Here is a 21206-nt window from a genome sequence, read left to right as displayed (position 1 = left end):
AGAAGTAAATAAGCCTAATAATGTACTATATTATTAGGCTTATTTACTATTAAAGTGTGACAGGGAAAATAATATAATTATGAGTCAAGTTGGCGGAAATACCGATTTGTTTTTCGATCCTGATTGCCGTCTCTATATTCATCAACATATTGTCTGAAGTTCCAGGATTGTAAAAACTTATTAGCTGCATTATAACCAGAGTTATAGAGCCATTCTTTCTCTTCTTTAGTTAGTTGAAAATTAGTACTGGTAATGATTCCTGTTGGAATTGTAATAGTTCTAGCCTTTGATTCTTTATCTAAATGACGTAAATCATGAGCTTGCATCATCGTTTTAAATAATCCTTTGAACATGGAAATAGGTTCGTCATAGTGGGCGGGATCAGCTTGAATCTCATCTTTTACAAAATGAAATCCAAAGGTAGGCCAGCGAGGAGAAGTCGGTGAATCGAAAATCCAAATTGGGTAATTACTTAAAATACCGCCGTCAACCATATAACAAGGTTGTTTCCATTTTGGGGTTCTCCATTTCACTGGTTCGAAGAAGAAAGGAATGGTTCCACTCATTCTTACTGCTTTAGCGATAGAGAAGCGATAATTTAAAAATCCGTAGTTTGGCAAGTCATCAGGAAAAATAACCATTTTACCATTGCTTATATCTGAAGCGATAATTTTGAGTTTATTCAAATCGGGTAAGTCTGTAAACAAATGAATTCCTTTTTTTCTAAGCAGGTCTTCTAGCCATTCTTCGAGAAATACATTTGAATAAATACCTAGAGTAGACCAAGCGCTTAATCCTTTACCAATAAAGGGGATTTTATCAAGAAAAGTTTTTTTAGTGAATTTTTCATAATCAATGTCTGTTACAATCGTCTTTAATTCGGAACAAGAATATCCTGCTGCTAGAAGAGCTGCAATAATAGCGCCGGCTGATGTTCCAGCTAAACGTTCCCATTCATATCCTTTTTCGGCTAACGCGCAAATTGCCCCTACATGAGCAATTCCGCGTACACCGCCTCCTTCAAAAACACCATCAATTTTCATTGAACATACTTCCTTTCTAAAAAATGAAAATGGAAAAAAAGCACGTATTGTACGTGCTTTTTTACAATAGTTTTTAAGTTTACTAGCAGCCTACAAAGCCGCCCCAACAGCTAGCTCCGATGATGATTAGAAGGATAAATAAAACGATTAATAAAGCGAAACCTCCATAACCACAACCGCCACCACAACTACCGCCGTAACCGTAACCACCGCCGTAACCGCCGCAACTATATCCGTAACCCATGTGGAATTCCTCCTTAAATTAAAAATAAAAATGAACGAGGGGAAAATGTACTGGAAGAAATAAAGAATTATCGTGTTTGTAGGAACAATGTATACTATGCTTTTTTAAACTTGTTCGCGTACGAGGGATAAGCCCGTTTTTTGGAGGGCTTGTTGAATTTACAATGAATGAAGTATAATCTTTGTGCTATGATACAAATAAGTATGTAAATGTAAGGAGAATTTATGGAACAGAAAATTGAAATATTAATTGATAAATATGAACTAACACATTTGAAACAGGAACTTATTAATACTGTATTTCCTTGTGTAAAAGTTGTGCCAAAACAACAGGAAATAATTGCGATAGGCAGTTCGAAAATGGGCGGAGTTCCTGATTTGCCAAATACATTTGAATATCCAACATACAAAGAGAATCCGTTACGTTTTATCGCACAATTTAATTTAAGTGATTTACAAAACGTTGGTATGGATCATAATCTTCCTAAGACAGGGATGTTATATTTCTTTAGTATTGAAAATTACTTTGAAGAAGATGTGGATCCAACCGAAGCTGGACGTGTACTTTATTATGATATCCCTGTAGAGCAATTACGTAGAGCAGATGAAATACAAGCGAAATATAACCAGTGTGCAATTACTTTTGAACTGACGTATAAATTACCGGAGCTTTTCATTGAAGATGAGGCGGATTCAGATCGTTTCTTGCAATTACTTGAAGAGCTAATCCCAGACAACTATGATAATCATCAAATGTTTGGAGAACCATTCTCTGTACAAGATGAGGTATTGTACGAGACTGGACAATATATGGGGATAGATCCACAGCATATGACGCTCTTATTCCAAATTGATTCAGATACTAAAAATTGTAATATGATGTGGGGAGATTTAGGGATGCTTTATTTCTGTATTGGAAATGAAGACTTGAAAAATCGCCATTTTGAAAATACATGCTGTGTGTTACAAACTTGCTAAAAGAACAACCCTTTTAAAAATGTTAAATATGCATAATCTCATATGACCTATTTTGAAAAGTATTGTATACTCTGAAACTATACGATACTTTTTTGTATAGTTATAGAATGTAAGGAGTGACAAGATGGGAAAGACAAGTAAGTATGTGACAGCTGCCGCACTTTGTTCAACTATAGTAATGGGAGGCTTACAGGCGTCAGCTGTATCTTATGCGGCTACGAATCCGACTACAGTGACAACACAATCAGATGCAACGTTGTTAAATGATTTCAGAAAAGAATTAAAAAAACAGATTGATAATAGAGAAGAAAATATTACAATCACATATAAAACAAAAGATAGAAATGCTAGAAATATTATGGACCAATTGTATGGCGAGTTTAATAAAATTGTAGATGCTGATGAGTATGTAAAATATAATGTAGCGTCTACTAAATATTCTATAAAAGGGATGCCAGGGAATTATACATTTACATTACAAGTGAAGTATCGTGAATCAAAAGAGCAAACACAGTATGTAAAGTCTCAGGCGAAAGCAATTGTAAATTCTATCATTAAACAAGGCATGGATGAACATGAAAAAGTGAAAGCTATTCATGATTATGTTGTGAAAGAAGTATCATATGATACTTCTTATCAAGCATATACAGCGTATGATGCGTTAGCGAATCGTTCTGCCGTTTGCCAAGGATATACATTGTTAACATATCAATTACTAAAAGAAGCAGGTATTCAAAATCATATTGTAACAGGTACAGGGAATGGACAAGCTCACGCATGGAATTTAGTGAACATTGATAACAAGTGGTACCACCTTGATACTACATTCGATGATCCAGTTCCTGATAAAGCTGGGCGCGTAACATATTCATATTTTAATATGTCTGATGAACAATTAAGCAAAGACCATGAATGGGATCGTAGTGAATATCCAGCGGCAACTACAAGCTACTTCAACGAATTAACAAGCAAAATAAAAGCCGGTAGTTCAAAAACTGCTGTATATGAACAAATGTTAAAAGAAACAAATTTAAAGTATTTATCTGCACAATACGGAGCGGAAAATTACAATGAGTTTAAGAAAAAATTACAGCAACAATTTGCTTCCAAGCCAGAAAAAGTAGAAGTACGATATAAGCAGTCAATGGATGGAACGATGCAAGATATAAAGAAAGTACTAGATGAAATAGCTTGGCCAAAAGGTGCAAAGCGTGTATCTTATCAAGTTGCGCCATATAGTGCAATGGCAGGTTATTCATTAGCGACAATTACATTTACGTATTAATGAAAAAGAGCATCTTTAAAAGGTGCTCTTTTTGTGTTTGATTTATAATATCGTTGACTATTTAGAATTGCGTGATAAAATAATTGAAAATAGAGGATGTGATAGCTGAATGAATTTGTTCGAAAATAATATATTTGCATTGATATATTTTTGTCTAGTAATCGGGCTTATCGTTTTGTTTTTTGTATCATTTACTCTGTTCATTAAAAGATTATTGCAAAAAAACACTATGAAAAAACAACATGTGATTAATATGAATCAGAAGTTAGATCGGATTATTGAATTGCTTGAAAAAGATAAAAAAGAATAATGGAAGATGGATAAAAAGGAGAAGCAGATGGCGAATTATATAAAGGAATTACGTGAAAAAATAGGGCATGATTATGTTATTTTGAATTTTGCGGGAGGTTGTGTATTTAATGAATTTGGTGAAGTGCTTCTGCAAAAAAGAGGAGACTTTAATGCTTGGGGATTTCCAGGCGGTGCAATGGAGATCGGGGAATCTGCGGCAGAAACTGCGATTCGAGAAATAAAAGAAGAAACAGGATATGATGTGGAAATTGATGAGCTCATTGGTGTGTATACGAAATATTTTCAAGCATATCCGAATGGAGATCAGGCACAGGCAATTGTAATATTCTTTAAGTTTTCAATCGTTGGAGGGAATACAAAAATAGACGGTGATGAAACGTTAGATTTGCAGTTTTTCCCTTTAGACAAAATGCCGCCATTGTTTAATAAACAACATGAAGATTGCTTGCAGGATTTATTAGAGAAAAGAGTAGGGGTATATCGTTAACGTATAAAAAAGAAGCTAAATGAGATTAGCTTCTTTTTTATGTTCTATTTCCACCAATCATCAAACATTGACGCTGGTACTTGTCTTTTATGTTCACTCACTTTGTAACGCTTCTCGATCTTTTCAGCAACGTCAGCTGGAACGGATTTACCTTCTAAATAGTCATCTAATTGATCGTAAGTAATGCCTAGCTCTGTTTCATCAGCTTGACCTGGTTTTTCATCTAATAAATCAGCTGTTGGCATTTTTAAGTAAAGTCGCTCGTCTGCACCTAATTCTTGTAATAAATCACGTCCTTGGCGTTTCGTTAATCCCGTTAATGGTAATAAATCTGCACCGCCATCTCCGAATTTTGTGAAGAAACCTGTTACAGCTTCAGCAGCATGATCAGTTCCGATAACGAGTAGCCCTTGTTGTCCGCCGATTGCGTATTGTGTAACCATACGGATACGCGCTTTAACGTTCCCTTTATTGAAATCTGTTAATGATTCGCCTAATAAGTTTTCGTATTGATTTGAGAAAGCATCAACTGTTGAAGCGATATCAAAAGCAACAGACTGATCAGCTTGAATAAATTGTAATGCTAATTGTGCATCATCTTCATCTTTTTGTACTTTGTATGGAAGACGTACGGAGATAAACGTTGCGTTACCACCTTCATTACGAACTTCTTCGATTGCAAGCTGTGCTAAACGTCCTGCCAGTGTAGAGTCTTGTCCGCCGCTAATTCCAAGTACAAATCCTTTTGCACCTGTAGTTTTTAAATAATCTTTTAAGAAATCAATTCGTTTACGAATTTCTACTTTCGGATCAATTACAGGCTGAACATGTAATGCTTTCATAATTTGTTCTTGTAATGTCATTATGTTTTCCTCCTATTCATATTAAAGCGGTAAATAAGTTTATATGTATATTGGTACATACTTCTATCCTTTATTATTTCGCAAAACTAACGAATATACAATAGGATGCGTGTATGAATGTAGTCATTATAATGAAACTGTTTTATATAAGCAATTGTTTAAAACCTTTCAATAATGTAAGGTTTTTGTCATTTGAATCGATGGAAGGTATTTCCGAACTTTACTAATATAAAAGTATAGTTAGTAGAAGGGCGGAGAAGTAGTATGAACATTAGAGAACTCGCATTTCGAAATGTAACGCGAAATAGACGAACATACTCAGCTTATTTTTTGAGTAGTGCATTTGCAATTATGGCCTTTTTTGTGTATTCATTTTTTGCGTTTCATCCGGCATTAAGTGCTGGAGAATTAGGACAGTACGTATTCGTAAGTATGTCTTTTGCGCAGTCTATTATTTACTTATTTACATTCTTCTTTATTTTATATTCAATGGGAATGTTTTTAAAAACGAGAAAGCGTGAACTAGGAATTTTAATGATGTTAGGTATGACGAAATATCAATTAAAGCGTCTTATCTTCTTTGAAAATATAATGATTGGAATAGGGGCAATAATTTTTGGGATTCTTTCAGGTATGTTGTTTTCAGGAATATTAATATTTGTAGCTCCGATGATATTAAAACTAGATATCTCTTTATCCTATTACATACCGATGAAAGCGATTGTTGTAACGAGTATTATGTTTTTCGTATTATTTATGATCATTTCATTGTTTAGTGCAGGAATGGTTCGTAAAAATAAAATTATGAAATTGTTTAGAGGATCAGCAGAGGCGAAGCCAGAACCGAAGGCATCTATAATTTCTTCTATATTAGCAGTAGTATTGCTTAGTGCTGGTTATGCAGGAGCTCTTATGTCAAATGGTGCAATGGTATTTATAATGATGATTCCTGTTACAACGGTAGTCATTATTGGTACGTATTTGCTGTATAAGCAGTTGAGCGTCTTTATTATTCGATTATGTAAAAAAAGCAAACGTTTCTATTGGACACAGACAAATATTATTACTTTGTCAGATTTAGCATACCGTATGAGAGATAATGCAAGGATGTTCTTTATTGTAACAATTATTTCAACAGTAGCATTTTCAGCAATAGGTACATTAGTTGGGTTTGCTTCGATGACGAAAGAAATTATGGACAGACCAATTGCGTTTCACTATCAGTCTAAGCAAGGTAATAGCAATGAGTCACAGCATCTGAAAATCATTGACGAAGGATTAAAGAAACATAATATAGCAGCTTCAAAAATAAATATTTCATCGAAGAAAACGGAGGAGCAGTCGTTAAGAAGCGCCATTTTTATAAAAGAATCAGATTATAAAGAATATGCAAAGTTAACAGGAGAACCATTTAATACTGTATCAAATAAAGAGGCTTTATTTTTGTCAGTCGAAATACCCGGACCACCGATGAAAGAAAGAAAAGAAATTACTTTACCAAATATGAATGAACCTTTAAATGTGAAAAAAGTTAATACTTCTTCATTAAGTAAAATACTAAGAGGTAATGTGTATGTAATCTCTAAAAATCAATATGATTCATTACAAGATGGATTTAAAGAAGAAAAAGATTATATGTATAAAACACAATCCGCGAAAGATGAAATTGAGGTCGGTAAGGAACTTACGCTTCAGATGAAGCCTTATGAAGAACATTCAACGTTTAGTGCAGAAGAGTACGATCAAAATCAAAGTCTACAAATCGCAGGACCCATTTTATTTGTAGGTTTCTTTATTGGTATTGTATTTTTCGTTTGTGCAGGAAGCTTCCTTTACTTCCGTTTATTTTCAGATTTGGAGGACGATACTCGTTTATTTGAAATGATTCGAAAAGTTGGATTGACGAGAGGGGAATTATCGAAAGTAGTCACAATCCGCTTAGCGCTTTTATTCTTCGTTCCAGTTGGAGTTGCAACATTACACGGGGCAGTAGCATTAACTGCGTTAGGACAAATGTTTGAGTACTCACTGTTTAAAGAAAATACAATTGTATTAAGTATTTTCGTAGGTATTCAAGTTGTATACTTCTTAATTATAAGATCGCGTTATTTAAAACAATTGAAAGAAAGATTGAATATTCGTTAAATGTGTTTTTTTAACTTTTGTACTATATTTTCTAAAAAGAGTAAGGCATTACCAAATGTATAGTGATAAAATGAAAATAGCGAGGTGAAAAAAATAATAGAGAGTAAGGGGGGAGTAACATGAAAGCAACAGGAATTATTCGAAAAGTAGATGAATTGGGACGGATAGTTATTCCTAAAGAATTACGAGATGTATTAGGAATACAAATCAAATCACCACTTGAAATTTTTGTAGAAGAAGACAAAGTCATTTTACAAAAATATCAACCTTACAATGCTTGTCAAATAACAGGTGATGTTTCAGACCAAAATATTTCATTAGCAAATGGAAACATTACTGTTAGTATAGAAGGCGCAAAACATGTAATAAAAGAAATTGAGCAGTTTTTGAACAAGAGTAAGATTTAGTCTTAATTTATCCCGCTATTTGTGGGCAGTAAAACTCCCACCTCAAAACTCGGCTGAAGCAAAGAAGTTAGGTGGGAGTCGGGCTGCCCGTAAAAGCCCGATTGGTGAGGGCTAATAATCAGTGGGGGATGAACACCACCCACTGATTATAGTTTCACTTTATATTATTCTATTGAAAAACTGAAAAAGAAAAGGACCATTAATGGTCCTTTTCTTTTGTTTATTGAGAAACATTTGAGAGGAAGGGAAATGGAACGAATAAAACGAATGTTAAATCTAAACGCATTCAATAGTGGTCTGAAATGAAAATAATATATTTTCAGGAGGGATTACGATGAATAGTAGTACAGCGAATAAACAAAAAGGCATTAAATTAATTCCGTTTACTGTAAATAAAGTGGTTGAACAAGTAAATGAAATTCCACCAGGTGTACAATTGATTCATGCTCCGCAAGTATGGGAAAAGAGCGCGAAAGGAAAAGACATTGTCGTTGCTGTTTTAGATACAGGTTGTGATGTAAATCATGTAGATTTAAAAGATCGTATTATTGGTGGGAGAAATTTCACAAAAGATTATGAAGGAAATCCCAATATTTATCTTGATAATAATGGGCATGGTACTCATGTAGCGGGGACAATTGCAGCGACTGAAAATGGAGTGGGTGTACTAGGAGTCGCACCACTTTCTAAAATGTTAGTTTTAAAAGTATTAGCTGGAGATGGTTCTGGAAGTTATGAGCAAATTATTGAGGCCATTCATTATGCTGTAAATTGGAGAGGACCGAATAAAGAGAAAGTAAGAATTATTTCAATGTCACTTGGTGGTCCGCAAGATGTACAAGAGTTACATGAAGCTATTCAAAATGCGGTAAAACAAGACGTACTTGTCGTGTGCGCTGCAGGAAATGATGGAGATTGTAACGATGATACTGAAGAATTAGATTTTCCAGGTGCTTATTCTGAAGTAATTGAAGTAGGTGCTGTTAATTTAGAACGGAAAATTTCATGCTTTAGTAATTCAAATCAAGAAATTGATTTAGTAGCGCCGGGTGATGAAATACTGTCTACGTATCCAGAGGGGAAATATGCGGTATTAAGTGGTACTTCAATGGCGACGCCGCATGTCGCTGGGGCGCTAGCACTTCTCATAAAGCAGTGTGAGAGAGAGTATGGTAGAAAATTATCAGAGCCGGAAATATATGCGCAACTTATAAAAAGGACTGTACCTTTAGGGTATGAACGTACATCTGAAGGGAATGGATTAATAGATTTATTAAAAGAATAGTAATTACTAAAAAACATCTCATATTTATATGAGATGTTTTTTAGTATGGTTCTGTCGCATGTATTACAACATCTAATAAACCAGGGAATCGAGCATTTAAATCATCTTCACGAATTGAAATGAAACGTTGCGTACCTTCAAGACGTGTGTACATCACACCTGATTCACGTAACACTTTGAAATGATGAGATAAAGTTGATTTTGCAATTGGAATGTTTAACGCACCACAAGATTGTTCATTTTTCTCTAGTAGCATAGTTACAATTTGTAAACGAATTTGATCGCTAAGTGCATATAAGACAGAAGAGAATTGAATTTCTGCTCGATTTGGATGATAGAGAGTACGCATTTTTTCACCTGCTTGTATAAGTTAATATATTTGCACTATAACATATAAAGTGGTATATTTCTATTGTTCGAATATAATCGAACAATAGAAATATAGGGGGATAAAAAATGAAGTATACAAAATTGCAAAAGGCAGGACTAAATATTTCGAAGTTGGGGTTAGGAACAAACGCTGTTGGGGGACATAATTTATATGCAAATGTGAATGAAGAAGAAGGAAAACAAATGATTGAAGAAGCGATCCAACAAGGAATTACATTTTTTGATACAGCAGACTCGTATGGGTTTGGCAGATCAGAAGAATTAGTAGGAGAAGTATTAAAAGGAAAACGCCACGAGTTTGTACTTGCTACAAAAGGTGGAATTCAGCCGTTATTAAATGGAGAGGTTCATATTAATAATGAACGAAGCTATTTAAGAAATGCTGTGGAAAATAGCTTAAGAAGATTACAAACTGATTATATTGATTTATATTATTTACATTTTACAAATCCTGAAACAAGTTACATAGATTCAATTGGAGAACTTACTCGCCTAAAAGAAGAGGGGAAAATTCGTTCAATTGGAATATCTAACGTAAATGTAGAGCAATTAAAAGAAGCGAATCAGCACGGACATATAGATGTTGTACAATCACCGTATAATATGTTGGATCGTGCTGCTGGGGAAGAACTTTTGCCATATTGTATAGAATCAGGTATTTCATTTATACCGTACGGGCCTCTTGCTTTTGGGATACTAGGCGGGAAATATACAGAAAATTTTAAATTAAACGAAGGCGATTGGCGTCAAAGTGTAAATCTATTTGAAGAAAATACATATAAGAGTAACTTTAAGAAAGTTGAGAAGTTAAAAGGCTTATCTAAAGAAAAGAATCTCGAAGTATCGCATTTAGCTTTAGCGTGGTTATTAAACAAAAAAGGAATTGATACTGTTATTCCTGGCGGGAAGCGGGCAGAGCAAATAAGAGAAAGTGTAAGAGCAGTGGATGTTTCATTGAATGAAAAAGTTATGAAAGAGATTGAATCTATTTTAGAAGATTAGTTAAAAAGAGAAGAAATACATGAAGGAGCTTTTGAGTACAGGGGGTAAAAAAAGTAGACAAATAATAGAAATGTATTGTAATAAAATTATGGGGAAATCCAAAAAAATAAAAAATCCCTAAAGAGATAGGGATTTATATATCGGCATATAGTTCCTTGGAAAAGGATATACTTAGTTTAACATATAGGAATACTTACATTTGTGAAATAGATGTGAAAGTAATGTGAAAAATGCCATAATAAAAAGCACTGTTTTAGCTAAAACAGTGCTTTTCGTTTAGATTGAACTGTTGCCGCATTTTCATCATGTATTCCTGCTTCTTTAATAATTCGTTTTTTTACTTTATTTAATAGATGGTCTACTGCCTCACCAAAATAGTTAGCTTCGCTTTTTGTGCGGGCTTCTCGTAAACATTTATAGTTTTCTAGCAGTTCCTCTTTTTCGGTGTTTGTTAAGAAATCTTCTATTTTCTTTTTTGTCATACGAAACACCCTTTCTTCTGACAAACGACGCAATAGAAAATATTTATTTTTTATTATAACAATAATTTTTAGAGAAAGTATAGACTAACGTCGTAATAGTTTGTCAATTTCTTGGATTTTCTCATCAGCTTTCCCAATTTGCGTATTTTTAGCCTGTTCACCACCAAGAGCTTGGTGAAGTAAAAACGTTTGACCGGAAATAGCGGTCACAATGGAGACTTTTATAATTTCTTTTATTAAGGTGACATCGAATAAAACGAGTCCAAGAAGTGCGGCGAGGCTACCTGTAAAAATATCAGTTAAAAATCCAAAATGAAAAAAAGTTTTTAAACGGCGTGGAAGCAATAACTTGCCTTGGTTATTGATCAGATGGGAAACGAAGCCAGTAATGCCACCAACGAGAACAGCGGTTAGCCATTGATACATTTCCATCGAATCCACTCCTTTTAGTGAATAAGATTCGATAATTTGATATTGATTCCTTTTAATATTTCATATAAGCATATTGAGAAAGTTTGTTTAGGTTTATTCCGTATTTAATTTAATTATAACAGAAAAATCTGATATATTTCAGTCTATTGTATGAAGCGGTTATTCCTTAATATGAATGTAGAAAGGGGTGCGTGATATGAATATAGATTATCGAATAAGAAGTGTAGATGGTTATACAAAAAATATAGGGGAATTAGTAAGCATGCTGGAACATACGAGGGCTGTAACATTACAGGAAATAAACGAGCTATCAGTTGAGCAATTAGATTTAATTATGCCGAGTGGAGGGAATTCCATCGGAGCGTTACTAAAGCATATAGCAGCTATTGAAAAAGCACATCAGCTTATTTCATTTCAAAAGCGTGACTTTACAAAAGAAGAATTAGAAATATGGGAAGATGCACTGTATTTAGGGGAAGCAGGGAAATCTATTCGTGGCTATGACATACCGTATTATGTACAACTTTTGCAAAAAGTGAGAGAAGAAACACTAAAGTGTTTGAGTGAACAGGATGACGAATGGCTAATGTCAGAAAGAAAGTGGCCTAATGGCGTAGCGTATAATCAGCACTACCTTTGGTTTCATGTGCTAGAAGATGAAATTAGTCATCGCGGACAAATTAAAATGCTAAAAAATAAGTTATTTGAAAATTACGTTAAATGAGGTAGCTTTTTAAATCAATATTCCATATAATGAGAGTAATTAAAATAAGAACGGGGTGATGTATTATGGCGAAATTAACTTATATGAATAATAAACCAAATACAAAGGTGGACGGAAAGGGCGATACTCTATAAGTGAGCGCACGATCCTTCCACTAAGTTCAAACTAGGGAGGATATCAATTTGGATCAAAATATTTTAGAATCTTTCGGATGGGATTCTTTTTTTGAAGAACAAGCTGTAGAGAACTATGAAGTAGGGCGTATTTTACTTGAGCATAAGCATATATATCGGATTATTTGTAATGATGGTGAATATGTAGCGGAACTGTCTGGGAAGTTTCGTCATGAAGCGTTAACGAAGGGAGATTATCCGGCAGTTGGGGATTGGGTATATATAAAGAAAATAGAAAATGAGAAAAAGGCAATTATTCACCGTATTTTTCCGAGAAGAAGTTCTTTTTCAAGACAAGAAGCTGGTAACAGAACTGAAGAACAAATTATCGCAACAAATGTAGATTATCTATTTTTAGTGAATGCACTTAACCATGATTTCAACGTAAGAAGGATGGAACGTTATTTGCTGGTGGCTTATGAGAGCGGTGCAATGCCTGTTATTGTTTTAACGAAGAGTAGTTTATGTGAAGATGTGGAACAGAAAATTGCAGAAACTGAAGCGGTAGCAATCGGTGTTCCTATATTTGTTGTTGATAGCTTAGTGTACGTCGGAATAGAATCATTGCAACAATTTGTCTCACCAGGAAAAACAGTTGCTTTAGTTGGATCTTCAGGTGCAGGAAAATCTACTTTGTTAAATGCATTAATAGGAACAGATGTAGCAAAAACCGGAGATATACGTGAAGAAGATAGTAAAGGAAGACATACGACAACTCACCGTGAATTGTTCCAATTACCGAGTGGCGGTTTAGTAATTGATACTCCTGGTATGAGGGAACTTCAGCTTTGGGAAGGAAGCGCGGCAATTCAAACTACATTTTCTGATATTGAAGATCTTGCAAATACTTGCCGCTTTCGAGATTGTAAACATGAGAATGAACCAGGATGCGCAGTGCATAAAGCGATTGATAACGGGCTAATGACGATAAATCGTTTGCAAAGCTATAAAAAGTTGCAAAGAGAATTAGCGTATTTTATGAGAAAACAAGATGCTATTCTCGCAAGAGCTGAGCGTGATAAGTGGAAGAAGATTTCTAAACAACATAAAAAAATGTAAAAAACCAAAGGACTATTCCTTTGGTTTTTTGTATTTGTAAATTTTATAATAATATTATTCATATATATAGACAAAGGGGGAATATTTGTTTAAACTTTACAAGGTGTTTATCAAAAACGAATTGTAAAAATAGAGGATAGGGAATGGGATATATTCATAATTGGTTATTTATCTTTAAAACTTAATATTTAAATGCAGGAGGTTTATAATGAGTAAACTGTTAAGGTGGTTTCGAGATATAAAAGTAGCAAAAAAGCTATTAATTTCATTTTTGATAATTTTAATTGCAGCTGTCTCTATTATTGGAGGAATGTCTTATCAAACGGCTAAAAAGAATTTTGAATCACAAATTACGAGTAGTGCTCACGATAATATAAAAATATTAGATAATTTAATCAATCAAATGATTGAGGCGAAATTTAACGAAGTAAATAACTTTGCACGAGTGATTCATAGTGATATGTATCAAGGAGATAATCAAGATGAATTAAGAAAGGTGTTATCTCAATATATTAATTTAAATAAAGATATTGAACAAGTATATGTTGCCGGCAATGATAAGAAGTTTGTGCAAGAACCAAATATACAAATGGCAGCAGATTATGATCCAACAACTCGTTCTTGGTATAAAGATGCAGTGAGTAAACAAGGTGGAATCGTGGTCACTGAACCGTATAAGGCGAAAGGAAATGGACATATTGTCGTAACGATCGCGAAACAAACAGAAGATAAAAATGGTGTTGTTGCGGTAGATTTAAGTTTAGAGAATTTATTGAAAACAACAAAGTTAATCAATATTGGTAAAAAAGGATATACTTTCATTTTAGATGGAAAACAAAAAATAATTGCGCATCCTCAAGAAAAACCAGGAGATAAAGCAGCTGATTCTTGGGCAAAGAGAATTTACGAAGATAATCAAGGCACTTTTTCATACACGTATGATGGTAGTGAAAAGAAAATGGTATTTGCTACAAACTTAAAAACAGGTTGGAAAATCGGTGGAACGATGTACTCAAATGAAGTAATTGAAGCTGCTCAGCCTGTATTTTATAATATGTTAATTGTTATGCTTATTTCATTAGTTGTAGGAGGGGCACTTATTTATTTCGTAACTCTTTCTATTACAAAACCTTTAAAGAGATTAGTTGCCACTTCTAAAGAAATAAGTGAAGGAGATTTAACGCAAACAATTGAAATTCATTCAAACGATGAAATCGGTCAACTTGCAAAAGGTTTTAATGAAATGACAGATTCACTAAGAACGTTAATTGGAAGAATTAATACTTCAGCAGGGCATGTTGCAGCTGCATCTGAAGAGTTAACAGCAAGTGTGAGACAAGCGAGTGAAGCGACTGAACAAATTACATCAGCAATGGATGAAATATCAAGTGGTGCAACGACGCAAACAGCAAGCGTAGAAAATGGTGCTATGTTACTGTTTGATGTAACAGAAGGGATTCAGCATGTAGCAAATAGCTCATCATCTATTAATACTGCTTCTGCTCACACTCGCGAAAAAGCAGAAGATGGTGGAAAGCTAGTTGGAAAAACAGTAAATCAAATGCAATCTATTGCGGAATCTGTTTCACAGTCAGATGCTGTTATTCAGTTGTTGAATAACAAATCAAAGCAAATTGGTGATATTTTAGAAGTTATTCAAAATATTGCAGATCAGACAAATCTTCTAGCTTTAAATGCAGCAATTGAGGCTGCAAGAGCTGGTGAGCATGGAAGAGGCTTTGCAATTGTTGCTGATGAAGTACGAAAATTAGCAGAACAATCTAGTGTATCATCAAGTGAAATTAGTAAATTAATTTGTGAAATACAAGATGATATGAGTAAGACAGTAAAATCTATGAATAATGTAAATGAAGAAGTGCAATCTGGACTTGTTATCGCAAATGAAACAAAACAAAATTTCACTGAAATTTTACAATCTACAAATGAAATTGCTGACCAAATTAAAACGATGGTTGAAACAGCTAATGGGATGTCAAAAGGTGCAAATGAAGTATCTATTTCGGTTGGTCAAATTGCTATGACGGCACAAAATAATGCGACGAGTACACAAAGTGTTGCAGCGTCAGCTGAGGAGCAGTTAGCTTCTATGGAAGAAATTGGTTCTGCGGCTGGTACACTATCTCAAATGGCTGAAGAGTTACAAGTATTAATTGAAAGATTTAAAGTATAAAAAGGGGAGGCTGTCTCAAAATAGCATTAGTGCTATTAGAGACAGTCTTTTAGCTGATAAACGGATTAGAGGTTCGATGTATTTAATGTTTGTCGAAAAATAGAGGAATTTGTTAAGCGGGTGTATAATTAATATAATATAGACTACGTTTAAAGGAGATCAGTATGGGAGTGTATTGGGGAACGAAAAGACATTCTTGGCTTAGCTATGTCTCGTTTTGGTTAAGCATTTTATTCTTTGTTGCTTTTTTAATTGAAGTGTTTGTATTTAAAACACTTTCAAATAGCTCATTACAAATCGTTAAATACTTTTATTTTATATTTGTTCCATTAAATATCATTCTTAGTTTAAGGTTATTATTTAAGAAGAATGAAAAGAAAATATTACCGATTTTTAGTTTAATTGTATCACTATTATTTGCAAGTTTAATTATAGTGTTAGCATTAGCAGCTACAGGAAAAGTCTTATGAGGAGAGTGATATAAATTACTCTTCTTTTTTGTGGTTTTTTAAGAGTTATAAGTAGTGTGTAGGGAATAAGGAAAGTGATAAGTTATCAGTAAGAGGACGTACTAGTGAATAGAGAGTGAACTGAAAATACTATATGTTTTGTATGTGTTTATAAAGCAAATGAATGCAGTAAGATTCGTGATATATGGTACAATAAACATGGATAGTGATAGAGATAAAGGGTATATAAAATACTCATCGTTTTTTAGTAAGAGAGGGGTTATCTTATGCTATACGAGGATTTGATGACATTATTCCAAGCTGCTCCGATAAAATTAGATAGAGGTGGCTGGAAATATATAATCCAGGAACAAAATGATAATTATGAAATTGTTGATGAAATGTTAAAAAAGCAAATGAATGTTGAATTGTATTTTAATGAGTATGATGAGGTGAAAATCACTTTATATAAAGATGGAAGCCCTATTACTACTATGCAAAGAATTGCTATTTCAAAAGTTGAGTTGGATGAAGAGGAAGACGGCATTCAATTCGTATTGGAACGCATGCCAAGTCGAATGATTCGTTTGCAATTAAAGCCATATCTTGCAGTAGAAATGGGGCCGTACTGGGAAGTATGTGAAGACTGTGAATGAAGATGAAAAACATCCGTATACACGGATGTTTTTTTATGTTTTTTGAAGTTGTTTAAAGGCAATAATCGGTAGTAAAATGATGCTCACCCAACCGATAATAGGGTATAGAATATGAAGTAATTCACTATATCCAATGAAACTAAAACAATAACTAATTAGTAATATGAAGTAAATAATGTTATTACTTTTCCATCCGGTAATGGATTGCATTTGTTTTGTCATTCCGAATATATTCCCAACTAATGTGGTGAATACTTCACCAAAAATGATAAGAACAAAGAAAAAATGGAAAGTTGCATTAAACCTTCTTACAACTTCAGCCATTGGGATGTTGTATTGATAAAATTGTTCAACTGATAATATTGCTAAATGGCTACATAATAAAATAAAGCAAAGCCCCGCGCCGCCTAAAATACCACCCCATAAAATAGCTTTTCGATCTTTTACTTCACTGGCCAATGGGACGAGAACACTTTGGGCGAGAGAAAGATTTAATGCAACATATGTAATAGGGCTAGTAATCCATTTCATATTCCAACTTTCTGTAGGAACGGTGTCAATAATAGGAGTTGTACCATGAATAAAGGTTGTAATAGCAAGTCCGATAATGAAAATCATCATAATAGGTACGACAAGTGTATTCACTTCAAAAACACCTTGTAATCCCCGGCTCCCAATAATGAGGCAGGCGATGACTGTGATGAAAATACCAAGTTGTCTCGGGAGACGAAGTTGTTCTTCAAATACTGCCCCGGCTCCTGATAACATAACGCTAGTTACGCCAAATAATACGAGTAATAATAAAGTATTTACGACATTTCCAAATACATCCCCAAATAAATATTTATTAAATTCTTGCGCTGAAAATGCCCCGATTTGTGATGAAAGTAACATCATTTTTGTACCGAGCCAAATAAAAAAAAATCCACTTATACATATGCCAATGGTTCCGTACAATCCGTTAACTGTAAAAAATTCGACAATTTCTCGCCCAGTAGCAAATCCAGCTCCAACGACCGTTCCGATATAAGTAGCAGCGACTTTCTTTGCTACTTGCCATTGTTGATTGTCCATGTTATCCCTCTTTCTTCTATGATGAGCTTGACTTACTATTATGCATATGTGTGAGCTTGGACAATTAGACATATGAAGTAGTTGAAAGGATACATGAATTATATGATATTAGGGAAATATTAAGGTTGTTAAAACTTTGTTACATATAAGCTGTTCATTCAAAAGAATAGGGAATGTATGGTAAAATGAAGTTAGGTCATTAAAAGATAGTAACATGATAAGAGGAGTGGATTGTATGAGTACGAAAACGAATGTTGTTGAAGTATTAAACAAGCAGGTAGCAAACTGGAATGTATTATATGTCAAACTGCATAATTATCATTGGTATGTGACAGGACCGCACTTCTTTACATTACATGAGAAATTTGAAGAGTTTTATAATGAAGCAGGAACATACATTGATGAGTTAGCAGAGCGTATTTTAGCGTTAGAAGGAAAACCGTTAGCGACAATGAAAGAGTATTTAGCAACTTCAACGGTAATCGAAGGGACAAGCAAAGAGTCTGCAGAAGAAATGGTGCAAATTTTAGTAAACGATTTTTCTGCACTTATTCAAGAATTAAAAGAAGGTATGGAAGTAGCTGATGAAGCTGATGATGAAACATCGGCTGATATGCTATTAGCAATTCATACGACATTAGAACAACATGTATGGATGTTAAGTGCATTCTTAAAATAAACATAAATGGATTAAAGAAAAACTCTATTGAAAAATTCTTTCAATAGAGTTTTTTATAATTTTTCAGTTTTCTTTTATGCTATAATATAGTAAAAAGGAGGCGATACAATGTTTCGCTTTTTCAGAACTGGAAAAGAAGATAGGGAAATTACGAAAGATGAATTAGAACAAGCGATGGCGAAGTTTCTAGAAACGAATGCTAATATCGTTTATACAGTTTTAGTAAATGATGATTACACAGTAAATTATGATTTGTTAAAGCCATATTTACCTGCATTTCCAACAAATTTTTTTCTGATAACGAAGGAAACGCTTGAAGTATTTGAACATACAGAAGAAAATTTAAACCTAGTTAAAGAAATTGATATCGTACAAAAGGCCGTAGATCAATATGTAACAGAAAAAGAAATGTTCCCAATTGTTGAAGATAGCGAAGATCGCCTCATATGCGGAGTGAAGCTAGGACCATATTTAAATCGTATATTAAAAAGAAACTTATATATTTCAGAAAAGCATTATTTAGTTTCAAGTAAACCAGATAAGAAAAAAAAGAATAGTGGGCAGACGTTATGAGAACAACAATAATATTATTGTTGTCTTTTTTTTATTAAAATATTGATTTTTCAGTTTATTTAACTTTATACTACAACTAGTGGATAGGAAGGAGTGGTGTATTATGCGTATACATACATTAACTATTAAATATCATTCTGAGAATCAGGTATTGTTAAGTTGAATTGTAGAATTTAACCATTTATACCGTGACCCTAGAATGATAGGAAGATTGGAGAAGCAATTATTATAAAAGGTTACGGGGGAATTCCTATATGGAAAATAATATGACTTATATTAAGTTATTAAATGAAACGTTACATTGTTATGCAAATAAAGGAAGTTTTGAAGCGTATTCTTATATAATGAATAATGCTAAAGATGTAATAGGTAATGAAGCACAAATATATAATTTTAAATATGCATTAGCAAGTGCAGCAGGACTTGAAGAAGAAGCGTTGCATTTAATGAAGAAAGCAATTATAGAAAATGGATTTTGGTACGGAAGTGAGTATTTAATTTCCGATGATGATTTAAAACCACTACATAAATTTGAAGAGTTTCATAGAATGGTTCAATTATGTAAAGAAAGAGAAGAATTAGCAAAGAAATCGGAACAAGCAGACGTGAAATATAAATACAGCAAACAAACTGAAAATCTACTAATAACACTGCATGGGGATCAAGAAAATATACAAATAATAGAACCATATTGGAACTCTGTAATGGAACAAGGTTTTATGCTAGCATTGCCTCAATCTTCCCAAATTCAATTTTCAGATGGATATGTTTGGGATAATATCGAAAGAGGAAGAGAAGAGTTAAAAGGACATTACAATAAGATTAAAGTGAATAAACCATTTGAGAATATTATTATTGGTGGCTTTTCTGCTGGGGCAAGAGTAGCGTTACATTCCATGTTACAAGGTGAAATAGAAGTGAACGGTTTTATTTTTGTGGCACCGTGGCTCCCGGAAATGGAAGAATGGGAAGAAATGATTGGAATATTGCATGATAAAAGCATAAAAGGATATATAATATGTGGGGATCAAGATGAAGATTGTTTTGAAGGTACACAGCAATTTGTAAAGTTATTAAAGGATAAAAATATAGAACATAAGTATAAAGTTGTGCCTAACTTAAATCATGATTACCCTCATAATTTTGATGAGTTATTAAAAGAAGCTATTGAATATATAGGAAGCAAAAACAATTGATTGGTAGTAAGAAAAGGAGATGCATCATATGTGATGCATCTCTTTTTCGTTATTATAAATTAAAAGCATCTGCCAATAGGCGATAAGAGTTTAATTTATGTTCAAATTGATGAGTAATCGTGACAATCATAAATTCGTCAGTATTATACGCTTTGCTTAAGTTTAATATTTTTTCTTTCACAGAAGACGGATCACCGACAATCATACGTTGACGATTTTCTTTTATGCGGAATAGATCATAAGCACTATACGAATAATTTTGAGCAGTTTCAATAGAAGGAGTACCAGTAGTCCGTTTTCCTTGTTCTAATAGTAAAATCGATAAATCAAGGCTTGATGCAATCTTCTCCGCTTCTTCATTTGTTTCTCCGCAAATAACAAAAATAGATACGATTGATTTTGGTTTATCACCTAAATAGGAAGGTTGGAATTGTTCTTGGTAAGCCTTCATTACTTCAGGGCCACCGTATCCGTTAATGAACTGTGCAAATGCAAAAGAAGCGCCTTGCTTTGCGGCAATCATTGCACTTTCTCCGCTAGAACCGAGCATCCACATTTCAGGAGATGTTGGGATAACTGGAGTAGCCTTTAAGTTTGCATAATGATGGTTTTCTGGTACTTGATCATGTAAGTACATAGCAACATCTGCAATTTGTTCTGGATATTGATCAAGTGAGACCATTTTACCTTCTTGAAGTGCGCGAGTTGCTATCGGCATACCACCAGGCGCTCTCCCGACACCAAGGTCGATGCGGCCCTTATAAAGTGCTTCTAAAACGCGGAAATTCTCGGCAACTTTATATGGACTATAATGTGGCAGCATAACACCACCAGAACCAACTCTAATACGGTCAGTTTTCGCGGCAATATGTGAAATGAGTATTTCTGGACTTGAACCAGCTAAGCTAACTGAATTATGGTGCTCGGATACCCAAAAACGTGTGAATCCGAGTTTCTCAACTTCTTGTGCAAGCGTAACTGTATGTGAAATAGCTTGGGCTGCTGTGCTACCATCTGAAATAGGTGATTGGTCTAATACACTTAATTTGATCATAGAATATACCTCTCAATCTTAATG

24 protein-coding genes and 1 pseudogene are annotated in these 21206 nt (G+C 33.9%); 17 read left to right on the top strand and 8 right to left on the bottom strand.

Features of this window, described 5'->3' with window-relative positions:
• Nucleotides 1–77: 77 nt before the first annotated feature.
• Together MR066_RS14100 and MR066_RS14095 are read right to left on the bottom strand one after the other, a co-directional pair.
• Complete coding sequence (locus MR066_RS14100; RefSeq protein ID WP_002141372.1) at nt 78–1043, bottom strand: patatin-like phospholipase family protein; 966 nt, start codon at nt 1041–1043, stop codon at nt 78–80.
• 82 nt (nt 1044–1125) lie between these two features.
• Nucleotides 1126–1287: a YjcZ family sporulation protein gene (locus MR066_RS14095; protein ID WP_002012392.1), complete on the bottom strand. Its 162-nt coding sequence runs from the start codon at nt 1285–1287 to the stop codon at nt 1126–1128.
• Nucleotides 1288–1511: 224 nt separating this feature from the next.
• Here MR066_RS14095 and MR066_RS14090 point away from each other — a divergent pair, with 224 nt between their 5' ends.
• From MR066_RS14090 to MR066_RS14075, 4 genes are all read left to right on the top strand, one after another.
• Complete coding sequence (locus MR066_RS14090) at nt 1512–2264, top strand: YwqG family protein (protein WP_002141373.1); 753 nt, start codon at nt 1512–1514, stop codon at nt 2262–2264.
• Nucleotides 2265–2388: 124 nt separating this feature from the next.
• Nucleotides 2389–3549, top strand: a complete 1161-nt coding sequence (locus tag MR066_RS14085) for a transglutaminase domain-containing protein (RefSeq protein ID WP_242247503.1) — start codon at nt 2389–2391, stop codon at nt 3547–3549.
• 109 nt (nt 3550–3658) lie between these two features.
• Entirely contained in the window at nt 3659–3859 is a 201-nt protein-coding gene (locus MR066_RS14080; RefSeq protein WP_002064945.1) for a DUF4083 domain-containing protein, read from the top strand.
• A gap of 27 nt (nt 3860–3886) precedes the next feature.
• The gene (locus MR066_RS14075) at nt 3887–4348 is read left to right on the top strand and encodes an NUDIX hydrolase (RefSeq protein ID WP_002130989.1); all 462 of its coding nucleotides are present in this window, start codon (nt 3887–3889) and stop codon (nt 4346–4348) included.
• Between the two features lie 44 nt (nt 4349–4392).
• Here the strand turns inward: MR066_RS14075 and nadE are convergent, their stop codons facing one another.
• Complete coding sequence (nadE, locus tag MR066_RS14070) at nt 4393–5211, bottom strand: ammonia-dependent NAD(+) synthetase (protein WP_242247502.1); 819 nt, start codon at nt 5209–5211, stop codon at nt 4393–4395.
• A gap of 264 nt (nt 5212–5475) precedes the next feature.
• Between nadE and MR066_RS14065 the strand changes: the two genes are divergently transcribed.
• From MR066_RS14065 to MR066_RS14055, 3 genes are all read left to right on the top strand, one after another.
• Nucleotides 5476–7356, top strand: a complete 1881-nt coding sequence (locus MR066_RS14065) for an FtsX-like permease family protein (RefSeq protein WP_242247501.1) — start codon at nt 5476–5478, stop codon at nt 7354–7356.
• 119 nt (nt 7357–7475) lie between these two features.
• Nucleotides 7476–7763 (top strand): AbrB/MazE/SpoVT family DNA-binding domain-containing protein, encoded by a 288-nt coding sequence (locus MR066_RS14060; RefSeq protein WP_002012401.1) that lies wholly within the window; start codon nt 7476–7478, stop codon nt 7761–7763.
• A gap of 334 nt (nt 7764–8097) precedes the next feature.
• Entirely contained in the window at nt 8098–9048 is a 951-nt protein-coding gene (locus MR066_RS14055; protein ID WP_016102180.1) for a serine protease, read from the top strand.
• 40 nt (nt 9049–9088) lie between these two features.
• Here MR066_RS14055 and MR066_RS14050 read toward each other — a convergent pair whose 3' ends face one another.
• Entirely contained in the window at nt 9089–9397 is a 309-nt protein-coding gene (locus MR066_RS14050; protein WP_242247500.1) for an ArsR/SmtB family transcription factor, read from the bottom strand.
• Between the two features lie 107 nt (nt 9398–9504).
• On the opposite strand from MR066_RS14050, the gene MR066_RS14045 reads away from it, so the two are divergent.
• Together MR066_RS14045 and MR066_RS27380 are read left to right on the top strand one after the other, a co-directional pair.
• The gene (locus tag MR066_RS14045) at nt 9505–10440 is read left to right on the top strand and encodes an aldo/keto reductase (protein WP_242247499.1); all 936 of its coding nucleotides are present in this window, start codon (nt 9505–9507) and stop codon (nt 10438–10440) included.
• Between the two features lie 19 nt (nt 10441–10459).
• Nucleotides 10460–10667: pseudogene (locus tag MR066_RS27380) on the top strand (hypothetical protein).
• A 30-nt stretch (nt 10668–10697) separates the two neighbouring features.
• Here MR066_RS27380 and MR066_RS14040 read toward each other — a convergent pair.
• Nucleotides 10698–10922 (bottom strand): hypothetical protein, encoded by a 225-nt coding sequence (locus MR066_RS14040; protein ID WP_002141385.1) that lies wholly within the window; start codon nt 10920–10922, stop codon nt 10698–10700.
• 84 nt (nt 10923–11006) lie between these two features.
• Nucleotides 11007–11354: a DUF4257 domain-containing protein gene (locus MR066_RS14035; RefSeq protein ID WP_000426320.1), complete on the bottom strand. Its 348-nt coding sequence runs from the start codon at nt 11352–11354 to the stop codon at nt 11007–11009.
• Between the two features lie 196 nt (nt 11355–11550).
• Between MR066_RS14035 and MR066_RS14030 the strand changes: the two genes are divergently transcribed.
• From MR066_RS14030 to MR066_RS14010, 5 genes are all read left to right on the top strand, one after another.
• Nucleotides 11551–12078: a DinB family protein gene (locus MR066_RS14030; RefSeq protein ID WP_002168592.1), complete on the top strand. Its 528-nt coding sequence runs from the start codon at nt 11551–11553 to the stop codon at nt 12076–12078.
• 182 nt (nt 12079–12260) lie between these two features.
• The gene (rsgA, locus tag MR066_RS14025; RefSeq protein ID WP_044444234.1) at nt 12261–13310 is read left to right on the top strand and encodes a ribosome small subunit-dependent GTPase A; all 1050 of its coding nucleotides are present in this window, start codon (nt 12261–12263) and stop codon (nt 13308–13310) included.
• 208 nt (nt 13311–13518) lie between these two features.
• Nucleotides 13519–15501: a methyl-accepting chemotaxis protein gene (locus MR066_RS14020; RefSeq protein ID WP_002012412.1), complete on the top strand. Its 1983-nt coding sequence runs from the start codon at nt 13519–13521 to the stop codon at nt 15499–15501.
• A gap of 164 nt (nt 15502–15665) precedes the next feature.
• Entirely contained in the window at nt 15666–15971 is a 306-nt protein-coding gene (locus MR066_RS14015; RefSeq protein ID WP_002012413.1) for a hypothetical protein, read from the top strand.
• 266 nt (nt 15972–16237) lie between these two features.
• Nucleotides 16238–16606, top strand: coding sequence for a DUF3979 family protein (locus MR066_RS14010; RefSeq protein WP_002126974.1), 369 nt, complete (start codon nt 16238–16240; stop codon nt 16604–16606).
• Between the two features lie 33 nt (nt 16607–16639).
• On the opposite strand, the gene MR066_RS14005 is transcribed toward MR066_RS14010, so the two are convergent.
• On the bottom strand, nt 16640–17680 hold the full coding sequence (locus MR066_RS14005) for a YkvI family membrane protein (protein WP_002031445.1): 1041 nt from the start codon (nt 17678–17680) through the stop codon (nt 16640–16642).
• A 235-nt stretch (nt 17681–17915) separates the two neighbouring features.
• Between MR066_RS14005 and MR066_RS14000 the strand changes: the two genes are divergently transcribed.
• The 3 genes from MR066_RS14000 to MR066_RS13990 all read left to right on the top strand — a co-directional run bounded on the left by MR066_RS14000 (nt 17916) and on the right by MR066_RS13990 (nt 20128).
• Nucleotides 17916–18359 carry a Dps family protein gene (locus tag MR066_RS14000; RefSeq protein ID WP_002012416.1) on the top strand — a complete coding sequence of 148 codons (444 nt, stop codon included), beginning with the start codon at nt 17916–17918 and terminating at the stop codon, nt 18357–18359.
• Between the two features lie 108 nt (nt 18360–18467).
• A complete protein-coding gene (locus MR066_RS13995) occupies nt 18468–18932 on the top strand; it encodes a DUF3939 domain-containing protein (protein ID WP_088039246.1) in 465 nt (154 codons plus the stop codon).
• 254 nt (nt 18933–19186) lie between these two features.
• A complete protein-coding gene (locus tag MR066_RS13990; protein WP_242247498.1) occupies nt 19187–20128 on the top strand; it encodes an alpha/beta hydrolase in 942 nt (313 codons plus the stop codon).
• A 52-nt stretch (nt 20129–20180) separates the two neighbouring features.
• Here MR066_RS13990 and MR066_RS13985 read toward each other — a convergent pair whose 3' ends face one another.
• Nucleotides 20181–21182 carry an LLM class flavin-dependent oxidoreductase gene (locus tag MR066_RS13985; protein WP_002012419.1) on the bottom strand — a complete coding sequence of 334 codons (1002 nt, stop codon included), beginning with the start codon at nt 21180–21182 and terminating at the stop codon, nt 20181–20183.
• Nucleotides 21183–21206 lie beyond the last annotated feature (24 nt).

This window comes from Bacillus cereus group sp. BfR-BA-01523, from assembly GCF_022662615.1.
Lineage (GTDB): Bacteria > Bacillota > Bacilli > Bacillales > Bacillaceae_G > Bacillus_A > Bacillus_A mycoides.
Note: the sequence above shows the minus strand (reverse complement) of the source record. Positions and strands in the feature narration are given on the sequence as shown.